General features: G+C 73.4%; 19 protein-coding genes. 6 read left to right on the top strand and 13 right to left on the bottom strand.

Annotated elements, in window-relative coordinates:
- Nucleotides 1–11: 11 nt before the first annotated feature.
- The 5 genes from tsaE to AB0M52_RS06520 all read right to left on the bottom strand — a co-directional run bounded on the left by tsaE (nucleotide 12) and on the right by AB0M52_RS06520 (nucleotide 4,772).
- Nucleotides 12–506 (bottom strand): tRNA (adenosine(37)-N6)-threonylcarbamoyltransferase complex ATPase subunit type 1 TsaE, encoded by a 495-nt coding sequence (tsaE, locus tag AB0M52_RS06540; protein ID WP_363949740.1) that lies wholly within the window; start codon nucleotides 504–506, stop codon nucleotides 12–14.
- Nucleotides 503–1,597, bottom strand: coding sequence for an alpha/beta hydrolase (locus AB0M52_RS06535; RefSeq protein ID WP_363949738.1), 1,095 nt, complete (start codon nucleotides 1,595–1,597; stop codon nucleotides 503–505). Before AB0M52_RS06535 ends, tsaE begins: the two co-directional genes overlap by 4 nt.
- 78 nt (nucleotides 1,598–1,675) lie before the next feature.
- Nucleotides 1,676–2,794, bottom strand: a complete 1,119-nt coding sequence (gene alr / locus AB0M52_RS06530) for an alanine racemase (RefSeq protein WP_363949735.1) — start codon at nucleotides 2,792–2,794, stop codon at nucleotides 1,676–1,678.
- A 100-nt stretch (nucleotides 2,795–2,894) separates the two neighbouring features.
- Nucleotides 2,895–4,364 (bottom strand): NAD(P)H-hydrate dehydratase, encoded by a 1,470-nt coding sequence (locus AB0M52_RS06525; protein ID WP_363949732.1) that lies wholly within the window; start codon nucleotides 4,362–4,364, stop codon nucleotides 2,895–2,897.
- Nucleotides 4,365–4,403: 39 nt separating this feature from the next.
- Complete coding sequence (locus AB0M52_RS06520; protein ID WP_363949730.1) at nucleotides 4,404–4,772, bottom strand: holo-ACP synthase; 369 nt, start codon at nucleotides 4,770–4,772, stop codon at nucleotides 4,404–4,406.
- A gap of 174 nt (nucleotides 4,773–4,946) precedes the next feature.
- On the opposite strand from AB0M52_RS06520, the gene AB0M52_RS06515 reads away from it, so the two are divergent.
- Both AB0M52_RS06515 and AB0M52_RS06510 read left to right on the top strand, forming a co-directional pair.
- Nucleotides 4,947–5,243 (top strand): type VII secretion target, encoded by a 297-nt coding sequence (locus AB0M52_RS06515; protein ID WP_363949727.1) that lies wholly within the window; start codon nucleotides 4,947–4,949, stop codon nucleotides 5,241–5,243.
- Nucleotides 5,240–6,862, top strand: a complete 1,623-nt coding sequence (locus AB0M52_RS06510) for an alpha/beta hydrolase (RefSeq protein WP_363949725.1) — start codon at nucleotides 5,240–5,242, stop codon at nucleotides 6,860–6,862. The genes AB0M52_RS06515 and AB0M52_RS06510 overlap by 4 nt, the downstream gene beginning before the upstream one ends.
- Nucleotides 6,863–6,949: 87 nt before the next feature.
- Here AB0M52_RS06510 and glmS read toward each other — a convergent pair whose 3' ends face one another.
- Complete coding sequence (gene glmS, locus AB0M52_RS06505) at nucleotides 6,950–8,863, bottom strand: glutamine--fructose-6-phosphate transaminase (isomerizing) (protein ID WP_363949723.1); 1,914 nt, start codon at nucleotides 8,861–8,863, stop codon at nucleotides 6,950–6,952.
- Between the two features lie 156 nt (nucleotides 8,864–9,019).
- Here glmS and AB0M52_RS06500 point away from each other — a divergent pair, with 156 nt between their 5' ends.
- On the top strand, nucleotides 9,020–10,213 hold the full coding sequence (locus AB0M52_RS06500) for a pyridoxal phosphate-dependent aminotransferase (RefSeq protein WP_363949721.1): 1,194 nt from the start codon (nucleotides 9,020–9,022) through the stop codon (nucleotides 10,211–10,213).
- Entirely contained in the window at nucleotides 10,210–11,319 is a 1,110-nt protein-coding gene (locus tag AB0M52_RS06495; protein WP_363949719.1) for a beta-eliminating lyase-related protein, read from the top strand. Before AB0M52_RS06500 ends, AB0M52_RS06495 begins: the two co-directional genes overlap by 4 nt.
- Nucleotides 11,320–11,367: 48 nt before the next feature.
- Here AB0M52_RS06495 and AB0M52_RS06490 read toward each other — a convergent pair whose 3' ends face one another.
- A complete protein-coding gene (locus AB0M52_RS06490) occupies nucleotides 11,368–11,967 on the bottom strand; it encodes a helix-turn-helix transcriptional regulator (protein ID WP_363949716.1) in 600 nt (199 codons plus the stop codon).
- Between the two features lie 245 nt (nucleotides 11,968–12,212).
- Between AB0M52_RS06490 and AB0M52_RS06485 the strand changes: the two genes are divergently transcribed.
- Together AB0M52_RS06485 and AB0M52_RS06480 are read left to right on the top strand one after the other, a co-directional pair.
- On the top strand, nucleotides 12,213–12,959 hold the full coding sequence (locus AB0M52_RS06485) for an ABC transporter ATP-binding protein (protein ID WP_363949713.1): 747 nt from the start codon (nucleotides 12,213–12,215) through the stop codon (nucleotides 12,957–12,959).
- A gap of 42 nt (nucleotides 12,960–13,001) precedes the next feature.
- On the top strand, nucleotides 13,002–15,821 hold the full coding sequence (locus AB0M52_RS06480) for an FtsX-like permease family protein (RefSeq protein ID WP_363949710.1): 2,820 nt from the start codon (nucleotides 13,002–13,004) through the stop codon (nucleotides 15,819–15,821).
- Between the two features lie 42 nt (nucleotides 15,822–15,863).
- Here AB0M52_RS06480 and glmM read toward each other — a convergent pair whose 3' ends face one another.
- The 6 genes from glmM to AB0M52_RS06450 all read right to left on the bottom strand — a co-directional run.
- Nucleotides 15,864–17,216 carry a phosphoglucosamine mutase gene (gene glmM / locus AB0M52_RS06475; protein WP_363949707.1) on the bottom strand — a complete coding sequence of 451 codons (1,353 nt, stop codon included), beginning with the start codon at nucleotides 17,214–17,216 and terminating at the stop codon, nucleotides 15,864–15,866.
- Between the two features lie 117 nt (nucleotides 17,217–17,333).
- Complete coding sequence (gene rpsI, locus AB0M52_RS06470; RefSeq protein ID WP_363949704.1) at nucleotides 17,334–17,798, bottom strand: 30S ribosomal protein S9; 465 nt, start codon at nucleotides 17,796–17,798, stop codon at nucleotides 17,334–17,336.
- A gap of 20 nt (nucleotides 17,799–17,818) precedes the next feature.
- Nucleotides 17,819–18,262: a 50S ribosomal protein L13 gene (gene rplM / locus AB0M52_RS06465; RefSeq protein ID WP_109946936.1), complete on the bottom strand. Its 444-nt coding sequence runs from the start codon at nucleotides 18,260–18,262 to the stop codon at nucleotides 17,819–17,821.
- Between the two features lie 193 nt (nucleotides 18,263–18,455).
- The gene (locus AB0M52_RS06460) at nucleotides 18,456–18,800 is read right to left on the bottom strand and encodes a type II toxin-antitoxin system PemK/MazF family toxin (protein ID WP_363949701.1); all 345 of its coding nucleotides are present in this window, start codon (nucleotides 18,798–18,800) and stop codon (nucleotides 18,456–18,458) included.
- Nucleotides 18,739–18,996, bottom strand: a complete 258-nt coding sequence (locus AB0M52_RS06455; RefSeq protein WP_363949698.1) for a DUF6364 family protein — start codon at nucleotides 18,994–18,996, stop codon at nucleotides 18,739–18,741. The genes AB0M52_RS06460 and AB0M52_RS06455 overlap by 62 nt, the downstream gene beginning before the upstream one ends.
- 33 nt (nucleotides 18,997–19,029) lie before the next feature.
- A partial coding sequence (locus AB0M52_RS06450) for a class I SAM-dependent methyltransferase (RefSeq protein WP_363949696.1) occupies nucleotides 19,030–19,480 on the bottom strand: 451 nt, incomplete at its 5' end.

The following is a 19,480-nucleotide window of genomic DNA, read 5'->3' as shown; positions in this document are numbered from 1 at the left end:
TACGACAGCCTTCAGCCCAGGGCAGCCAGGCCCAGGGCAGCCAGCCGCTGCGCCCAGTCGCCGCCGACCGGCTCCAGCTCGGCCACCCGGGTGTCGTCCTCCCGCCGGTCGAGCCGGATCCGCAGGTGCGCCTCGGCCAGTTGCTCGACCAGCCCCTCACCCCATTCGACCACGGTCACCGCCTCGTCGACCGAGGCGTCCAGGTCGAGGTCGTCGATCTCGGCCCGGGGGTCGCTCGCGTCGCCCAAGCGGTACGCATCGGCGTGCACCAGCGCCACGCCACGCCCGCCGACCGGATCCGGCCGGTGCACCCGGGCGATCACGAACGTCGGCGAGGTGATGTCGCCGAGCACCCCCAGCCCGGCCCCGATCCCCTGGGTCAGCGCGGTCTTGCCGGCCCCCAGCGGGCCGGTGAGCAGCACCAGGTCGCCGGCGCGCAGCAGCTCGGCCAGCCGCCGGCCGAAGGTGTGCGTGTCCGCGGCGGTCGGTAGGAGGACGCGGTTCACCGCTCGTCCCGCCCGCAGGTGTCGAGGAACCGGGTCAGCGCGGCGTTGACCTCGTCGGCGTGCTCCAGCATCACCACATGCCCACTGTCCTGGATCTTGACGAACTCGGCGTGCGGCAGCCGCCGGACGATCTCCTCCGAGTGGGTCATCGGCGTGATCATGTCCTTGTCCCCGACGATCACCAGCACCGGCGTCCCGGCCAGCGCGGCCAGCGCCGGGAACCGGGAATGGGTCGCGATGGTACGCAGATATCGGGTCACCGTGTCGGCCGAGGTACGCGAGTTCATCTGCTCCACGTACGACACCAGCGCCGGGCTCGGCTTGCGGGTGCCGAAGCCGTACCGGCGGGTGAGCAGCCAGGCCACGTTGGTGGTCGACTTACGCGCCCGGTCGATCACCGCACCGCCGTACCGGGTGACGTTGCCGGCCATGTAGAGCACCGGAGCGCCGACCCGGCCGAGCAGGGCGGGCGCGACCAGCTTCGTCTCCGCCAGCAGGCCGCCCGAGGTGGCCATCAGCACCGTGCCCACCACCCGGTCACCGAACATCTCCGGGTACAGCTCGGCCAGCGCCATGATGGTCATGCCGCCCATCGAGTGCCCGACCAGCACCAGCGGCCCCTCCGGGGCGACCTCGTCGATCACCCCGCGCAGCGTCCGCCCCAACGCGATCAGGTCGTACTCGCCGCTCTCCAGCCGGCTCGACAGGCCGTGTCCGGGCTGGTCGTACGCGACGATCCGGTGCTCGCCCCGCTCGGCCAGCAGCTTGCGCTGGAAGTGGAAGGTGCCCATGTCCAGGCAGAAGCCGTGCACCAGCACCACGGTCGGGTTACCGGCGACCGGCCGGGTCGGCTCGACCACCTCGACGTGGATGTCGGTGCCGTCGGGCATCTCCAGCCGGTACGCCTCGTCGAACCGCTGCTCGCCGAAGGCCTCGCCGGCGTACGGGTCGGAAGGGTCGGCCTTGAGCCGACGGACCAGGGCGCGCTCGGTGGCCACACCGGCGGCGAGCCCGGCGGCGGCCACGCCGAGCACGGCTCCGACCACGCCGGCCGCCTTCCCCGTGGCGGTCCGTGGCCGAGGAATGCGCATCACCCCACCCCCTTCGCGCTCACGGCACCACCTCGGTTCGCGACTGCGGGGCTCGCAAAACCGGCTCACTCCTCGCGCTCACGGCAGCTCGCCGTCGTAGACGCGCGGGACCCGGAGACTGCCGAACCGGGTGACGATCTCGTAGTTGATGGTGCCGACCGCCTCGGCCCAGTCGTCGGCGGTGGGCTCACCGTCGGCACCGCTACCGAACAGGGTGGCCACGTCGCCGGCGGCCACCGGGTCGTCGCCGCAGTCGAGCACGAACTGGTCCATGCAGACCCGGCCGGAGATGGTCCGCCGGCGCCCGCCGAGCTGCACCGGACCCGCGTTCGAGGCGTGTCGAGGCACCCCGTCGGCGTAGCCGAGCGGCACCACGGCCAGGTTCGTCTCGCTCTTTGTGGTGTACGTGTGGCCGTACGAGACACCGGAGCCGGCCGGGACGCGCTTGGTCAGCATCACCCGGGCCCGGGCGGTCATCGCCGGCCGCAGCCCGTAGGTCTCCCCGGCCACCGGGGACAGGCCGTAGACGGCCAGCCCCGGACGGACCAGGTCGAAGTGGGTGTCGGGGCGGGTCAGCGTGGCCGCCGAGTTGGCCAGGTGCCGGTAGCGCGGGCGCAGCCCGGCCCGCTCGACCATGGCCAGACCCTCGTGGAAGACGGCCAACTGCCGGTCGGTGGTCGGGTGGCCGGGCATGTCCGCGTACACGAAGTGGCTCCACACCCCGACCACCTCGACCAGCCCGTCGGCCTGGGCCTTGGCGGCGGCGTCCAGCAGGGCCGGCCAGTCGGCGACGGTCGCCCCGCCCCGGGCCAGCCCGGTGTCGATCTTCAGATGCACCCGGGCCGGGCGTTCCGCGCGCCGGGCCGACTCGACCGTCTCGTCGAGCTGCGGCAGGCTTGCCACCCCCAGGTCGACGCCGGCCGTGACGCCGGTGTGCAGCGGCAGCCCCGGAGTGAGCAGCCAGGCCAGCACCGGGACGTCGATGCCGGCCGCGCGCAGCGCCAGCGCCTCGTCCAGGGTGCAGACGCCGAGCCAGTCCGCCCCGGCGTCCAGCGCCGCCCGGGCGGCCGGGACCATGCCGTGCCCGTAGCCGTCGGCCTTCACCACCGCCATCAACTCGGCGTTGGTGCCGGCGCGCAGCCGGCTCACGTTCTCCCGGATCGCATCAAGGTCGACGCGTACCTCGGCCTGCCACATGCCCCCACCCTACTTTCCGCGCTGATCACCGCGGGGTGCCCCGGCCAGGTCCGTCCGGGTCGACGCCGCAACGGCGTCCGGAGCGAGGGGCGAAGGGCACTCAGGGCAGGCGGGCCAGCACCGGACGCAACGCGGCGACCACGTCCGGCGCGGTGACCGGGCCGCCCCGGGCCGCCTCCCGCCCGGCCAGCCCGTGCAGGTACGCCGCCGCCGCGGCGGCCCGCTCCGCCCGCAGCCCGGCCGCGAGCAGCGAGCCGAGCAGTCCGGCCAGCACGTCGCCGGTGCCCCCGGTGGCCAGCGCAGCGGTACCGGTCGGGTTGACGTACGCCCGGCCGTCCGGCGTGCCGATCACCGTGCGGTCCCCCTTGAGCAGCACCACGGCGTTCATCCAGGCGGCCAGCCGCAGCGTGGCGGCGACCCGGTCGTTGCCGGGCTCCTCGCCGCAGAGCCGGGTGAACTCCCGGTCATGCGGGGTGACCACGATGGGTGCGTCGCGCCGACGCAGCTGGTCGGCGAGGGAGCCGTCCACCAGCAGGGTCAACGCGTCGGCGTCCAGCACCACCGGCACCGGCGCGGCGAGCACGGCACGCAGCTCCGCAGCCGCCTGCTCGTCGGTGCCCAGCCCCGAGCCACACACCCAGGCCTGGACCCGGCCGGCGTCGACCACTCGGCCGGTGGCGATCACCGACGGGTGCTGACGCACCACCTCGTCCCGGGCACCCCCGGCGTAGCGGACCAGGCCGGTCGGCCCGGCCAGCGCACCGCCGACGGAGAGCGCCGCCGCACCCGGGTACGTCGCCGAGCCGGTGGCCACCCCGACCACGCCCCGGCTGTACTTCTCCGAGGCCGGACCGAGCCGGGGCCACCAGTCGGTAACGTCCGGCCCCTCGACGATGTGCAGCGCCGGACTGCCCCGCAGCCACGGTTGCAGCCCGATGTCGACCAGTTCCACCTCACCGGCCAGCGCGGCGGCGGGACCGACGGCGAGCGCCGGCTTCAGCGCGCCGAAGGCCACCGTCACGTCGGCGCGTACCGCGTTGGGCCGGCCGGACGCGGTCAGCGGCACCGACCCGGTGTCCACCGCGACACCGCTGGGCACGTCCACCGCCACCACCGTGGCCCGTCCGCCGTCGCGCCCGTGGTGACGCAACAGGCTCGCCGCCAACTGCTCGGCGGTTTCCCGCAGCCCGCCCTGGCCACCGATGCCGACGATCCCGTCGAGCACCAGATCGACCACCGCCGGTGGGCGGTCCACGATCCGCCCGCCGGCGGCCCGCAGCGCGGCCAGCCCCTCGGCGTGGGCGCGGCCCGGGGTCAGCAGCAACGCCGACACGGCCGCGCCCCGTCGGGCGAGGCGGGCGCCGGCGTACAACGCGTCGCCGCCGTTGTCGCCGGAGCCGACGAGCAGCAGCACCGGCGCGGCGTACACCCCGCCCCGGTCGGCGAGCAGCAACGCGCAGCGCCGGGCCAACCCGGCGGCGGCACGCTGCATCAGCGTGCCGGCCGGCAGCGTGGCCATCAGTGCCTTCTCCGCCGCGCGCACATCCGCCACCCGCCAGACCGGCCGCATGTCACACCCCGTTCCCCGCGCCCCGGGCGCGTCCGACGCTCAGCGCTCCGCCACCACCATCGCGGAGGCGATCCCGCCGTCGTGCGACAGCGAGAGATGCCAACGATTGATACCCCGTTCGGTGGCCGCCGCGGCGACCGTGCCCGAGACGGTCAGCCAGGGCCGACCGTCCGGATCCGCCACGATCTCGCAGTCGTGCCAGCTGAGCCCGGCCGGAGCGCCGAGCGCCTTGGCCACCGCCTCCTTGGCCGCGAAGCGGGCGGCCATCGACTCGGGCGACCGCGGATTGCCGGCGGTCGTGTACCGCTCGGCCTCCGTGAACAGCCGGTCGGCAAGCAGCGGCGTGCGAGCCAGCGCCCGGGCGAACCGGTCGACCAGCACGACATCGATGCCGACAGCAACGATCACTCGGCCCACCCTACCGGCGCGCGAGCCGCAAGATAGCCCGCCGGGAGCGCACCGGGCAACGGCTGTGGACAACCTCGGAGTACGCCCGCCGCCGGTTGTCCACAGGGCCGTCTCGCACCCTCGGGTGCCACCTAGCGTCGCCCGGGTCGGGGGTGCCGGGTACGGGGAGGGCCGATGGCCGAGGACGAGTTGACCGTGCGACCGGAGGTGCTGCGCCGAGTCGGGTGGTCGCTTGGCGACACCGGCCACCGGCTGGCTAACGGGCTGGCCGGCGTGCCCGGGCTGGCGGCACCGGCCCGGGAATGGTCGACGGCGGCGGCGCTGGCCACCCTGGAGGCGGCCGTGCACGCCTGGTCCGAACGGCTCGGTGCCCGGGTGGCGGACACCGGTGACGCGGTGCGCGCCGCCGCTGTGGCGTACGAGTCGGTGGACGCGCGGGCCGCCGCCCGGTTGTCCGCCCTGCCCCGATGATCGGGCCGGGGCGGGCCGCCCACGCCGCACCGGGACAGGTCGGCTACGCCCAGCTCTGGGCGGCCGATCCGGCCGCCTGGCGGGCCACCGGGACGGCCTGGGCGAGCCTGATCGGCCTGGGCGAACGGCGGGCGCGCGAGCTCACGGCCGGCGCGGCGGCACTGCGGTCCGGCTGGTCGGGCCGGGCCGCCGGGTCGGCCGAGGCGCGGCTGGCCGGGCTGCGAGCCGAGCTGCTCACGCTCGCTCCGGCCGCGATCGAGGCCGACCAGATCCTCGCCGAGTTCGCCGCCCGGCTGACCGCCGCCCGGGCCCGACTCGCGGCGGCCGTGGCCCTGGCCGCCGCCGCGGGGGTCCTGGTGGACCGGTGGGGGCAGGTGCGCCCCGATCCCGGCCGGGTGCCGGCCGACCGGGCCAGGCCCACTGTGGTCGGAGTGGCGTCGGCCATCCGGGGCGCGCTCGACTTGGCCGCGGCGGCCGACCGGGAGGCCGCCGACCGTCTCGGGCAGCTGGCGGAGGCCGCCCGGTCCGGCTGGGTCGCCCGGCCGCCACCGGGCCGGCCCGCGCCGGGCACCGCCCCCGCGCTGGTCAACGTCTGGTGGTCGGGGCTCACTCCGGCCGAGCGACGCTGGCTGGTGGGGTACGAACCCGACCTGATCGGCCGGCTGGACGGGATCCCCACCGCCGCCCGCGACCAGGCCAACCGGTTGCTGCTGGGCGCGCGGCGGGAGGCGCTGCTCGCGCAGTGGGGGCAGTTGCTGGCCCGGGTACCGCGCGGGCTGGTCGAGGTGACCGGGCTGCGCCGCGTTGACGCCGCCCTGGCCGGCCTGGACGCGCTCGCCGCCCGGCTGGCGTCACCCGAGACGCCCCGGGCCTACCTGCTCGGGCTGGACGTCGGCGGCGAGGGGCGGGCGGTGGTGGCGCTGGGCAACCCGGACCGGGCCGCCGGTGTGTTCACCTACGTGCCGGGAATGACCGCCGGGCTCGACGACGCCACCGGCGAGTTGGGCCGGGCGGCCCGGGTGCTGTCCCGCTGTGCCGAGTTGGCGCCGGGCGAGGAGACCTCGGCGGTGCTCTGGCTGGACTACGACGCTCCGGACTTTCTTCACGAGGCGGCCCGGGACGGGCAGGCCCGCGCGGCCGGCGACGCGCTGCACCGGTTCCAGGAGGGGCTGCGGGCCACCCACGACGGGCCGGCGGCCCGGCAGACCGTGCTCGGGCACAGCTACGGGTCGCTGGTGGTGGGCACCACCGCCCGCGACCACGGGCTCGCCGCGGACGCGCTGGTCTTCCTCGGCTCACCCGGGGTCGGTGTGGCGCACGCGTCCGAGCTGGGTTTGCCGGCCAGCCAGGTGTGGGCCAGCACCGCGCCGGACGACGTGATCCGGCTGACCCGCCCGCCGGGCGACCTGGCCCGGCAGGCGGTGCTCGGTGCCTCCCCGATCACCGCGCTCGCCGGGCTGCTGGCCGGGCCGGGCGACGAACGCTGGTTCGGGCGTGACCCGGCCGAGCCGGGCTTCGGCGGCCGGACGTTCCCCAGCGGCCGGTACGGCCACACCGGCTACTGGCATCCCGCCAACCCGGCTCTCGACGGCATGGCGCGGGTAGTGCTGGGCCAGTGACCCGGTCCGCCGCCCCTTCGGGGGCCGGACGGTGCACCGGCCGCGGGCCGTGGCGAGTCTTTCCGACCGCCACGGCCCGACCGGCGGCTACTCGACGGTAACGGACTTGGCGAGGTTGCGCGGCTGGTCGACGTCGTGTCCCCGGGCGGCGGCGATCTCGGCCGCGAAAACCTGCAACGGCACGGTGGTCACCAGCGGCGCGAGCAGTGTCGGCGTGCGCGGCACGTAGATCAGGTGGTCGGCGTAGCGGGCGACGGACTCGTCGCCCTCCTCGGCGATCACGATCGTGCGGGCACCACGCGCGCGTACCTCCTGGATGTTGGAGACGACCTTGTCGTGCAGCAGTCCGCGGCCGACCGGCGACGGCACCACGCAGATCACCGGGGTGCCCTGGTCGATCAGCGCGATCGGGCCGTGCTTCAGCTCGCCGGCGGCGAAGCCCTCGGCGTGCATGTACGCCAACTCCTTGAGCTTCAGCGCCCCCTCCAGCGCCACCGGGTAGCCGACGTGCCGGCCGATGAACAGCACGGTCGGCTCGGACTTCAGCTCGCGGGCCAGCTCGCGGACCGGCTCGATCCGCCCGAGCAGCTCACGCAGCTTGCCCGGCATCTGGTGGAGCTGTTCGACCACGGCCGCCACCTCGTCGGCGAACTTGATGCCGCGCACCTGGGCCAGGTGCAGACCGATCAGGTAGCAGGCGACCAGCTGGGTGAGGAACGCCTTGGTGGAGGCGACCGCGATCTCCGGACCACCGTGGGTGTAGAGCACCGCGTCGGACTCCCGGGGGATGGTGGAGCCGTTGGTGTTGCAGATGGCCAGCACCCGGGCCTTCTGCTCCTTGGCGTGCCGCAGCGCCATCAGGGTGTCCATGGTCTCGCCGGACTGCGAGATCACCACGATCAGGGTGGACCGGTCGAGCACCGGGTCGCGGTAGCGGAACTCGCTGGCCAGCTCCACCTCGCAGGGGATCCGGGTCCAGTGCTCGATGGCGTACTTGGCCACCAGGCCCGAGTGGTACGCGGTGCCGCAGGCGACGATGAAGATCTTGTCCACGTCGCGCAGATCCTGGTCGCTGAGCCGGACCTCGTCGAGCATGATCTCGCCGCTCTCGGTCAGCCGGCCGAGCAGCGTGTCCGCGACGGCCTGCGGCTGCTCCTCGATCTCCTTGAGCATGAACCAGTCGTAGCCGCCCTTTTCCGCGGCCGAGGAATCCCAGTCGATGTGGAAGTCCTTGCCGCTGGCGGGCTGGCCGGCGAAGTCGGTGATCTGGATGGCGTCGGCGGTGATCAGGACGATCTGGTCCTGGCCCAGCTCGACCGCGTCGCGAGTGTGTTCGATGAAGGCGGCGACGTCGCTGGCGAGGTAGTTCTCCCCGTTCCCCCGGCCGACCACCAGCGGCGAGTTGCGGCGTGCGCCGACCACCGCGCCGGGCACCGCAGAATCCACGGCGAGCAGCGTGAACGCGCCCTCCAGCCGCTGGCAGACCACCTGCATGGCGGCGGCGAGCAGCTGTGCGCTGTCCGGCTGGCCGGCCGCCCGCAGCTCGGCCAGCGCCTTCGCGAGCAGGTGTGCGGCGCACTCGGTGTCGGTGTCGCTGGCGAACTGGACGCCGTCGTCCTCCAGCTCGGCGCGGAGCTTGGCGAAGTTCTCGATGATGCCGTTGTGGATCACCGCGACCCGGCCGTCGGGCGACAGGTGCGGGTGGGCGTTGCGGTCCGTGGGGCCGCCGTGGGTGGCCCACCGGGTGTGGCCGATGCCGGTGGTGCCGTCGCCGATGCCGATCGGGCTGGCGCCACAGCCGCTCGGGTCCTCGGCGGCGCGCTCGGAAAGCACCTTCTCCAGGTTGGCCAGCTTGCCGGCCTTCTTCTCGGTCAGCAGCTCACCGTCGCAGACGACGGCGACGCCGGCCGAGTCGTAGCCGCGGTACTCCAGCCGCCGCAAGCCGTCGAGCACGATGCCGAGTGCCGGTCGGGCGCCGGCGTAACCCACGATTCCACACATGAATGCCAGCTTAACCAGTTTCGCTCACGGTGTATGCGCGAAAGTCGGGTAAACAATCACCAAATTTGAGCGATCAGGCGGTGCGGGTGATCCGGGTCACGAAGCACGCAGCCGGGGCCGGGCGGTGCGACGGCTCGCACCCGTACCCTGGCGGGCGTGACGAGCACCGATGTCGACCCGCTGGTGAGCCGGATGCGCCCGTTCGGGACGACGATCTTCGCCGAGATGTCCGCTCTCGCCGTACGCACCGGTGCGGTGAACCTCGGGCAGGGCTTTCCGGACACCGACGGCCCGCCGGAGATGCTCGCCGCGGCGGCCGAGGCGCTGCGCTCCGGTCGCAACCAGTACCCGCCGGGCCCCGGCATCCCCGAACTGCGGGCGGCCGTGGCGGCGCACCAGCGCCGGTTCTGGGGCCTGGAGTACGACCCGGACACCGAGGTGGTGATCACCGCCGGTGCCACCGAGGCGATCGCCGCGGCGGTGCTCGCCCTCTGCGAGCCGGGTGACGAGGTGGTCTGCTTCGAGCCGTACTACGACTCGTACGCCGCCTCGATCACGCTGGCCGGAGCGGTGCGGCGCCCGGTCACCCTGCACCCCGGCCCCGACGGGCGGTACGCCTTCGACCCGGCCGCCCTGCGCGCCGCGTTCGGCCCGCGTACCCGGCTGGTGCTGCTGAACTCGCCACACAACCCGACCGGCAAGGTGTTCACCCCGGCCGAGCTGGCCCTGATCGCCGAGCTGTGCCAGGAGCACGGCGCGTACGCGGTCACCGACGAGGTGTACGAGCACCTGGTCTTCACCGACGCCGCGAGCCGGCACGTACCGCTGGCGACGCTGCCCGGGATGCGCGAGCGGACACTGCGGATCTCCTCGGCCGGCAAGACCTTCTCCTGCACCGGCTGGAAGGTGGGCTGGGCGAGCGGCCCGGCGGCGCTGGTCGCCGCGGTGCTCCGGGTCAAGCAGTTCCTCACCTTCGTCAACGCCGCGCCCCTGCAACCGGCGGTCGCGGTGGCGCTCGCCCTGCCCGACGCGTACTTCACCGATTTCCGCGCCGACCTCCAGGCCCGGCGGGACCAGTTGGTCGGCGGGCTCACCGACGCCGGTTTCGAGGTGCTCACGCCGGAGGGGACGTACTTCGTCACCGCCGACATCACCGCGCTCGGCGGCGCCGACGGCGTCGAGTTCTGCCGCTCGCTGCCCGAGCGCTGCGGCGTGGTGGCCGTACCCACCCAGGTCTTCTACGACGATCCCGAGGCCGGCCGGCGACTGGTCCGGTTCGCGTTCTGCAAACGCCCCGAGGTGCTCACCGAGGCGGTGTCCCGGCTGCGCCGAGCGGAGGAGAACCGATGACCGACCCGTACGCCGAGCGGGTCCGCCGGCTGACCGCGTTGCGCGGCTGCGACACCGTGCTCTCCGCGGCCCGGCCGGTCTCGGTCGCCGAGCAGCTCGACGCGATCCGAGCGCGGGCCGACGACGACCCGCTGCCCGACTTCTACGGCGAGGGCGGGGCGGTGGCCGCGCTGGAGCACCGGGTCGCCGAGCTGCTCGGGACCGAGGCCGCGGCCTTCTTCCCCACCGGCACCATGGCCCAGCAGGTGGCCATGCGCTACGGCGCCGAGTTGACCGGCTCCGACGCCGTCGGCCTGCACCCGCTGAGCCACCCGCTCCTGCACGAGCGGGACGCGTACGCCGTGCTCGGCGGATTGCGCGCGGTCCGCACCACGGGTGCGCCGCGCAACCCGACCGCCGAGGAGGTGGCCGCGCTCGACGAGCCGATCGGCACCCTGCTGCTCGAGCTGCCGCTGCGCGACGCCGGCTTCGTCCTGCCCACCTGGGACGAGCTGGTCGCCACGGTCGACGCGGCCCGCGACCGGGGCGCCCGGGTGCACCTGGACGGCGCCCGGATCTGGGAGTCCACCGTCCATCTGGGGCACTCGACGGCGGAGATCGCCGCCCTGGCCGACAGCACCTACGTCTCGTTCTACAAGTCCCTCGGCGGCATCTCGGGTGCGGCGCTGGCCGGTGGCGCCGACCTGGTCCGGTACGCGCGCGCCTGGCGGCACCGCTACGGCGGCACCCTGTTCCAGCAGTGGCCCGCCGCCCTCGCCGCCCTACACGGGCTGGACCACGAGCTACCCCGACTGGCCGGCTACGTCGCGCACGCCCGGAACGTGGCGGAGGCGCTGGCCGCCCTGCCCGGCGCGCGGGTGCATCCGGCACCGCCGCACACCCACCAGTTCCGGCTCTGGCTGCCGCACCCGGCGGACGCCCTCAACGACGCCAACCTCGCCCTCGCGGAAGAGGAGAAGGCGTGGTTCGTCGGCGGCTGGCAGCCCACCGAGCTGCCCGGCATGGCGATGGCCGAGGTGACGGTGGCCGAGCCGGCCCTGAAGCTGGACGCCGACCAGGTGACGGAGCTGGCGGAACGCTTTCTGCGTCGGGTTTCGCCGGCCTGACGGCGGCCGGGCCGGGGGTGCCGACCAGGCCGGGCGGGTTGGGCGTGGTCAGCCGGCGGCCCGGGTCGCGCCGGTGCCGTCCGCCCGGGCCGTCCGCGCCTCGGCAGCGAGGGCGGCGAGCACCTCGCCGCCCCCGGCCAGCAGGACCGACTCGGCGTCGTCGACGAAGGCGAGGTCCGCTTCGACGTGCCGACTCGCGGCGGCGAGCAGCAGCCCGACCACGGGATCGCCCGCGCGTCGGCGCAGCCCGTCGAGGTTGCGCAGCTCGCGCATGAGATGCCCGCGTTGGTTGCTCAACACCGCCCGTACCGACTCGGGGGAACCGGATCGGGCGGCAGCGGTGACCTTGAGGAAGAAGTCGTCCCGGAAGCCACCGCTGCGCGGGCTCGGCTCGGTGAGCCAGCGCTCCAGCTCAGCGCGCCCGTCGGCGGTGATCTCGTAGACCACCCGGTCCGGCTTGACCGGCTGGGCCTGCCGCTCGGCGACCACCAGCCCGTCTCGGGAGAGCCGCTCCAGGATCTGGTAGAGGTGCCCGATGTTCAGCGGCCCCCACTGCGGGCCGACCGCCGCCTCGAAGGCGCCCTTCAACTCGTAGCCGTAGCCGGGCCCACGAGCCAGCAGGGCAAGGACCGCGTGCTGGATCGCCACCGTCTCCTCCATTCCAGCCTTGCATTGTGACAATGTATCGCGCACAGTGTGATGCAGCACACGGGGAGGCACGACATCTTGCGGTTCATCGGGGGACGGTACGTTGCCGGGCCTGGTCGCTCGGGGTGGCCAACGCCCGCCGCCCCCGAGCGCACCCTCTGCTCGGCGTGGCCGCGCTGGCCATCGCGGTCGCCACACTCACCCTGGGTCACCGCCGTCGCGTGCGCCAACCGGAAGGAGTGACGATGGATGAAATCACTGGCAGCACGGTGCGCACCAGCGGACTGATCCGGCAGTTCCGCACCGGCACCGAGCGGCTGACCGCGATCGACGATGTGTCCCTGGATGTGGCCGCCGGCACGGTGGTGGCGCTGAGTGGACCGAGCGGATCCGGCAAGTCCACCCTGCTGCACCTGATCGGCGCGATCGAGCAGGCCGACGAGGGCACCGTGACGGTGGACGACCTGGAGATCAGCGCGCTCGGCCGGTCCGCGCTGGCCCGCTACCGCCAACGGGTCGGCTTCGTCTTCCAGCGCTACCACCTGCTACCGGCGCTGACCGTGCTGGACAACGTGATCGCGCCGGTGCTGCCCAGGCGGGGGCGGGCCGACCACGCGGCGCGCGCCCGCGACTTGCTCGACGCGGTCGGCCTGGCGGGCCGGGAAAGGGCGCTGCCCGCACAGCTCTCCGGCGGTCAGCAGCAGCGGGTCGCCATCGCCCGGGCGTTGATGGGCGAGCCCCGGCTGCTGCTCGCCGACGAGCCGACGGGCAACCTGGACTCGACCACCGGGGCACAGATCCTCGACCTGCTGCTCGATCTGCGCGACCGGCACGGGATGACCATCCTGCTCGCCACCCATGAACGGGCCATCGCTGCCCGCTGCGACCGGCTGATCCGCCTCGGCGACGGCCGGATCGTGGAGGACGTCGACCTCACCGACGGCGAGGATCCCGCCCAGACCTTCGACCGGGCGTCCCGCCTGCGCCTCTAACTCGGCTCGACGAACAGGAACGCGACGGGGAGGCAAGACGACATGCTCGGTTTCATCTGGCGCCAGCTACGCGGCCGGGCCGGACGGTCGGTGGCCCTGATGCTCGGCGCACTGGTCGCGACCACCAGCTTCATCGTGCTCACCGGTAGCACGACCGCGTCCCGGCTCGAGGTGATCGGGGTGGTCGAGCGCAACAGCCCGGCCGCGTACGACATCCTGGTCCGGCCGCAGGGCAGCCGGACCGCGCAGGAGGTCGAGCGCGGGTTGGTGCAGCCCAACTACCTCTCCGGGCTCTTCGGCGGCATCACGCTGGCCCAGTATCGGCAGGTCGCCGGCGTTGCCGGCGTACAGGTCGCGGCGCCGATCGCCATGCTCGGCTACTCCATCCGGGGGGTGGCGTTGGATGTCGACGTGAGCGCCGCGGTGGATCCCGACGCCGAACGCCAGGTCATCCGGCTCGATCCGACCTTCACCGCCGAGCGGGGGCTGTCCCGCGCGACGGCCCGTCCGCACCACGTCTACCTGACGCGGAACGAGGTGGTCCACCCGGAATCCGCTCCGGAACCCGGCTCGGCTCCGGTCCGGCACAGCAACGGCAAGGACTACCCGGCGGGCCGGTGCGCGGGGGGCTTCGGAGCGGTGCCCCTGGAAATCCTCCCGGACGGACGGACCGAAGCGATCTGCGTACCACCCGAGGTTGACGCCGGCTACGGCACCACTCGCGCCGATGTGGAGGAGGGCAATTTCCTGGCCGTCCGGCTGCTCCCGGACGGACGGTTCGAGCAGTCGTTCTTCATGCACGGCGAGCAGGGCCCGGAGCCGGAAAGGATCGTCGAGGACAGGCTCGTGGTCCGCATCTCCTGGTACGTGCCGTTCCTGCTCGCGGCCGTCGACCCGCCGGCCGAGGAGCGCCTGGTCGGGCTTTCCGGCGCCGTCGTGGCGGGCCGGGAACTCCGCACCGACGACCTGCCGCACGACGTGCCCAATTGGCAGAATCGGGAATTCCCAGTTCTCGTCACCAACCGACCGTACGTGGACGGAAGCGTCGCGGTCTCCCTCTCCCGACTCCACCCCGAGCGAGTGGCCGGCCTCTCCGCCGCCGCGCTGGCCCGGGCGCTGGCGGCGACCGACCGGACACCCGCCGGATCTCTCCGGCTGGACGTCAACACCGCCCACCGCACACAGTTGGCAGCAGAGGTGCAGGACGGCCGCGGCGGCGCTCTTTGGCCCTTGGTACAGGCGGGCCAGCTCAGCTATGACCTGCTGCCGGACGGCGGGCTGCGGCCCCGGACCGTCAAGCCCGACCCCGGGGCGTGGGCGCTGGAAAAGGAGGCCTCGATACCGGTGCCCTGGCTCAGCGCGGACGTCTCGTTCCGCCCGCTGCACCAACTGAAGCTCCCCAACGACCCGTTTACGCTCTACCCCGGGTGGCGGGCGGTCGGCGTCTTCGACCCGGAGCGGCTGACCCAGTTCGCCGACCTGTCCCGGGTGCCGTTGGAGACGTACGAGGCGCCCGCGGCCGAGGGAGCGGACGAGCCCAGCCGGGCGGCGCTCGGCGGTCAACCATTGCTGCCGAGCGGCAACCCCGCCGGCTACTTCAGCACCCCGCCGTTCCTGCTGACGAACCTCGCCTCCCTGCCGAAGCTCCTGAAGCACGAGACCGGCCCGCAACGCGACGCGCCGATCAGCGCCATCCGGGTACGGGTCGAGGACGTCGACGGCTACAGCGAGCTCTCCGCCGAACAGGTCCGCCTGGTGGCGCAGCGGATCGCCGAGGCCACCGGCCTCGACGTGGACATCACGCTCGGTTCCTCCCCCGCCCCGCAGACCGTCGAACTGCCAGCCGGATCGTTCGGCCGCCCCGAGCTGCGCCTGACCGAGAACTGGTCCGCCCTCGGGGTCGCATCCGTCATCGTGCAGGCCGTCGACCGCAAGAGCGTGCTGCTCTTCCTGCTCGTCCTGGTCGTCTGCGCGCTCTTCCTCGGCAACGCGGTCGCGGCGGCGGTCCGGGACCGCAGGTCGGAGTTGGCCGTGCTCGCCTGCCTCGGCTGGCCGGCGCGACGGATCAGCCTGCTCATTCTCGGCGAGGTGGCCGTGCTCGGGCTCGTCGCCGGGCTGCTCTCCCTCGCCCTCGCGATCCCGACAGCCGCCGCGCTCGGGATCGACGTCGGCTGGCGGGCCGTTCTCGCGATCCCGGTGGCGCTGCTGCTGGCGCTGGTCGCGGGCCTGGTGCCCGCGCTGCGGGCAAATCGCGCGCATCCGGCCGCCGCGCTGCGACCGGCGGTCGCGGAGGCCCGCCGAGCGGGTCGGCCGCACACCGTGCTCCGGTTGGCCCTCATCAACCTCGCCCGTACGCCCGGGCGGACCCTGCTCGGCGCGGCAGCCCTGGCGATCGGCGTCGCCGCACTGACCCTGGTCGGCGCAGTCACGTACGCCTTCCAAGGGGCGGTGGTCGGCAGCCTGCTGGGAGACGCGATCTCGCTCAGCGTCCGCAGCCCGGACCTGGTGGCCGCGGTCGCGACGGTGCTGCTCGGCACCGCCGCCGTCGCCGACGTGCTCTACCTCGGCATCCGCGACCGGGCCGCCGAACTGGCCACGCTGCACGCGGTCGGCTGGACCGACCGGACGCTAAGCCGGCTGGTCGGCTACGAAGGTCTCGCGCTCGGCGTGCTCGGCGCCACCACCGGAGCCCTGCTGGGCCTGCTCGGCACGGTCGCCCTGATCGGCTCACTGCCCGGCGGCCTGCTGCTGGTGGCCCTCGCCACCGCGGCCGCCGGCATCGTGGTCAGCTGCCTGGCCGCGCTCGTGCCGGCGGTCCTGCTCCGCCGGCTCCCGCTCGCGCGGCTGCTCGCCGAGGAATGACGAGCAGCCTGGGCGGCGGGGGCGCGGTCCGTGCCGCGTCGGTCAGGCCGGGCTGGCCGTGCGGACCTGGTCGGCGATCCGCTCGGCCACCTCGCGGGCCGTCGCCTCGGTGGCGGCCTCGACCATCACCCGGACCAGCGGCTCGGTGCCCGACGGGCGCAACAGCACCCGCCCGGTCTCGCCCAGCTCGGCCTCGGCGCGCTCGACCTCGGCGCGTACGGCCGGGGCGGCGGCGCCGACGGTGCGGTCGCCGACCGGCACGTTGATCAGCACCTGCGGCAGCTTGGTGAGCACAGCCGCGAGATCCGCCAGGGACCGGCCGGTGGCCGCCATCCGGGCCATCAGGTGCAGCCCGGTCAACACCCCGTCGCCGGTGGTGGCATACGCCGGCATGACGATGTGCCCACTCTGCTCGCCGCCCAGGGCCAGCCCGGAGCCGCGCAGTTCCTCCAGCACGTACCGGTCGCCGACCTTGGTCTCGACCAGCCGGATGCCCTCGGCGGACATGGCCAGCCGTAGGCCGAGGTTGCTCATCACGGTGGCCACCAGCGTGTCCGCGGTAAGCGTGCCGGCCTCCCGCATGGCCAGGGCCAGGATCGCCATCACCTGGTCGCCGTCGACCTCGTCGCCGTCGGCGGTCACCGCGACGCAGCGGTCGGCGTCGCCGTCGTGCGCGATGCCCAGGTGCGCGCCGTGCTCCACCACGGCCTGGCGCAGGGCGCCGATGTGGTTCGACCCGCAGTCGTCGTTGATGTTGAGCCCGTCCGGCTCGGCGTTGATCGCGATCACCTCGGCGCCAGCCTCCCGGTACGCCGTCGGAGCCACCTCGGCGGCGGCGCCGTTCGCGCAGTCGACCACGACCTTGATTCCGTCGAGGCGGTGCGGCACCGTGCCGACGAGGTGCTGCACGTAGTGATCGGCACCGTCGAGCAGGTCGTGCACACGGCCCACTCCCGCGCCGATCGGGCGCTCCCAGGCGGTGGTGGCGTTGGCCTCGATAGCCGCCTCGATCCGCATCTCGATCTCGTCCGGCAGCTTGTGCCCACCCGACGCGAAGAGCTTGATCCCGTTGTCGGGCATCGGGTTGTGCGAGGCCGACAGCATCACCCCGAGGTCCGCCTTGGCCTCCGCGGTGAGGAACGCCACGGCCGGGGTGGGCAGCACGCCGACCCGGACGACGGTGGCACCAGCGCTGGTCAGCCCGGCCACCACGGCCGCCTCCAGCATCTCGCCGCTGGCCCGGGTGTCCCGGCCGACCACGGCCAGCGGCGCATGGCTGCGGTCCGACTCGGCGAGGGTGTGGGCGGCCGCGACGGCCACCGAGAGTGCCAACTCCGGGGTGAGGTCGGCGTTCGCCCGCCCGCGTACCCCGTCCGTGCCGAACAACCGGCCCATACCCGCCAACCTCCGATGAAACTGCCGATAAAGGAGAAAGCGAAACGGCCGGCCCACCTCCCCGGTTGAGGGGAGGCGGACCGGCCGTCCGTCAGAAGTACAAGGTGCGGCTGGAGATCAGCGCTTCGAGTACTGGGGAGCCTTACGGGCCTTCTTGAGGCCGTACTTCTTGCTCTCCTTGACCCGGGCGTCACGGGTCAGGAAGCCGGCCTTCTTCAGGGCCGGGCGGTCGTCCGGCTCGTTGACGATCAGCGCCCGGGCGATGGCCAGCCGCAGCGCACCGGCCTGGCCGGTGGTGCCGCCGCCACGCAGGTTGGCGATGACGTCGAACGACTCGGCCTTCTCGGCGGTGACCAGCGGGTCCTTGATCAGCTGCTGGTGCACCTTGCTCGGGAAGTAGGCCTCCAGGTCACGCCCGTTGCAGGTGATCTTGCCGGAGCCCGGCACGATGCGAACCCGGACGATGGCCTCCTTGCGCCGACCCACGGTCTGGATCGGGCGGTCACCACGAGGCGCGCGGGCGACGGGCGCCGGCGCCTCGGTGGCCTCGGGGGCGACCTCGGTGGCGGTGATGTCGGTCATGCTGATTCCTTCGCCCGCGCTCACTGCGCGATCTGCTTGATCTCGAACGGCACCGGCTGCTGTGCGCCGTGCGGGTGCTCGGCACCGGCGTAGACCTTCAGCTTCTTGATGAGCTGACGACCGAGCTTGTTGTGCGGGAGCATCCCCTTGACGGCGAGCTCGATGGCCCGCTCGGGGCGCTTGGTGAGCAGCTCCTCGTAGCCGACCTGCTTCAGGCCGCCCGGGTAGCCGGAGTGGCGGTAGGCGATCTTCTGCTGACGCTTGTTGCCGGTCAGCGCGACCTTGCCCGCGTTCACGATGACGACGAAGTCGCCCGTGTCGACGTGCGGCGCGAAAGTCGGCTTGTGCTTGCCCCGCAGCAGCGTGGCGGCGTGGGTGGCCAGGCGGCCCAGCACGACATCAGAGGCGTCGATGACGTGCCACTGACGCTCGATCTCACCCGGCTTCGGGCTGTACGTACGCACAGGTCTACCTTGTCTCGTCGTCGGTCTGGGGTAGCGCGCCGAGGTGACCAGGGTTCCGGCCGGACCAGCGCGCACGAACGACCAAGCGTACCTCAGGCGGCACGCCCACAGATGTCGTACAACAGCAGGCAACGATACCCGCAGCCCCACCGGCCGGTCAAAACGGGGTCCGGTGGGCGCGCCAGCGAGCCGGTCAGAGCTGCTGGAGGATGCGCAACGCCCGGTCGACCCGCCGCATGGTCTCGACGTCGGTCACGTCCACACACTCGGTGAACCACTTCTTCATCGGCGACGATAGCCGGTCAGGCATCACCACCCAGCCCCCCATCGGCACCGCCAGGGGCGAGTCGCGCAGCAACGCGGCCTCGACCACCTCGGCCACGATCACGATGGGCACCGCGGTGGAGTTGTAGACGTCTGAGCTGATCACCAGCCCGAGCCGCTCCCGGGCGCCGTCGATCTGCCAGACCTCACCCCTACGCAGCACGCCGGCGACCGCCGAAGAGCAGGTCGTCGACCATGCCCACCTCTCGGGCATCGGCCAGGGAGGCGGACTCCAGATCCAGCCCGGCACGCCCGATGGCGGCGGCGTGCGCGGCGAAGACCTCACGCAGCGCCTTCTCCCGGGCCGCCTGATCCATCCAGGCGGAGAGCGAGAGCCCCTCGCGCTTGGCGAACCGCCGGGCTTCCGCGATCGTCTCGTCGGAGAACGACAGAGTCACCTTGGCTGTCATGCCAGACAGATTACCCATCGGTATGACCCTCAGTCATCCCCCGAATACCCTCGCGCCGCCCAGCCCGGCCGCGTCCCGGTCGGCGGCCGGGGCGCGCCCGCCGAAGACCGCGAACCGCCACGCCTTGAAGAAGCAGTCGACGTCCACCAGGCCGGCCTCGTCCAGCCAGCGACACTGCTCCCCGACGGTCGCCGGCCGGTCGTACGCCATCCGCTGCTCGGCGGCGGCGATCTCGGCGGCGTCCGAGCCCAGCGCGGTGATCTGCGCCAGCCAGACCTCGTGGTAGCGCCGGTTCAGATCCGGAGTCGGCCCGGCGACCTGTTCCGCGTTGACGAAGACCCCACCGGGCACCAGCGCAGCCGCCACCCGCCGGTAGAGATCGCGCTTGCCGGCGTCGTCCAGGTGATGGATGGCCAGCGCGCTGACCACGGCGTCGTACCTTCCGGCGGGCAGCGGATCGGCCAGATCCGCCACCACCACCCGG

The sequence above is a fragment of the Micromonospora sp. NPDC051296 genome (genome assembly GCF_040682255.1).
GTDB lineage: Bacteria > Actinomycetota > Actinomycetes > Mycobacteriales > Micromonosporaceae > Micromonospora > Micromonospora craterilacus.
The sequence above is the reverse complement of the archived record's forward strand: the minus strand, read 5'-3'. Positions and strand labels throughout refer to the sequence as shown.

Coding starts and splice junctions, on each gene's coding strand:
- AB0M52_RS06460 (WP_363949701.1), bottom strand. CDS start 18,800: ATGCCCGAGAGGTGGGCATGGTCGACGACCTGCTCTTCGGCGGTCGCC.
- glmM (WP_363949707.1), bottom strand. CDS start 17,216: ATGGGCCGGTTGTTCGGCACGGACGGGGTACGCGGGCGGGCGAACGCC.
- AB0M52_RS06535 (WP_363949738.1), bottom strand. CDS start 1,597: ATGCGCATTCCTCGGCCACGGACCGCCACGGGGAAGGCGGCCGGCGTG.
- rpsI (WP_363949704.1), bottom strand. CDS start 17,798: ATGACCGACATCACCGCCACCGAGGTCGCCCCCGAGGCCACCGAGGCG.
- alr (WP_363949735.1), bottom strand. CDS start 2,794: ATGTGGCAGGCCGAGGTACGCGTCGACCTTGATGCGATCCGGGAGAAC.
- AB0M52_RS06525 (WP_363949732.1), bottom strand. CDS start 4,364: ATGCGGCCGGTCTGGCGGGTGGCGGATGTGCGCGCGGCGGAGAAGGCA.
- AB0M52_RS06510 (WP_363949725.1), top strand. CDS start 5,240: ATGATCGGGCCGGGGCGGGCCGCCCACGCCGCACCGGGACAGGTCGGC.
- AB0M52_RS06485 (WP_363949713.1), top strand. CDS start 12,213: ATGGATGAAATCACTGGCAGCACGGTGCGCACCAGCGGACTGATCCGG.
- AB0M52_RS06495 (WP_363949719.1), top strand. CDS start 10,210: ATGACCGACCCGTACGCCGAGCGGGTCCGCCGGCTGACCGCGTTGCGC.
- glmS (WP_363949723.1), bottom strand. CDS start 8,863: ATGTGTGGAATCGTGGGTTACGCCGGCGCCCGACCGGCACTCGGCATC.
- AB0M52_RS06455 (WP_363949698.1), bottom strand. CDS start 18,996: ATGACAGCCAAGGTGACTCTGTCGTTCTCCGACGAGACGATCGCGGAA.
- AB0M52_RS06480 (WP_363949710.1), top strand. CDS start 13,002: ATGCTCGGTTTCATCTGGCGCCAGCTACGCGGCCGGGCCGGACGGTCG.
- AB0M52_RS06515 (WP_363949727.1), top strand. CDS start 4,947: ATGGCCGAGGACGAGTTGACCGTGCGACCGGAGGTGCTGCGCCGAGTC.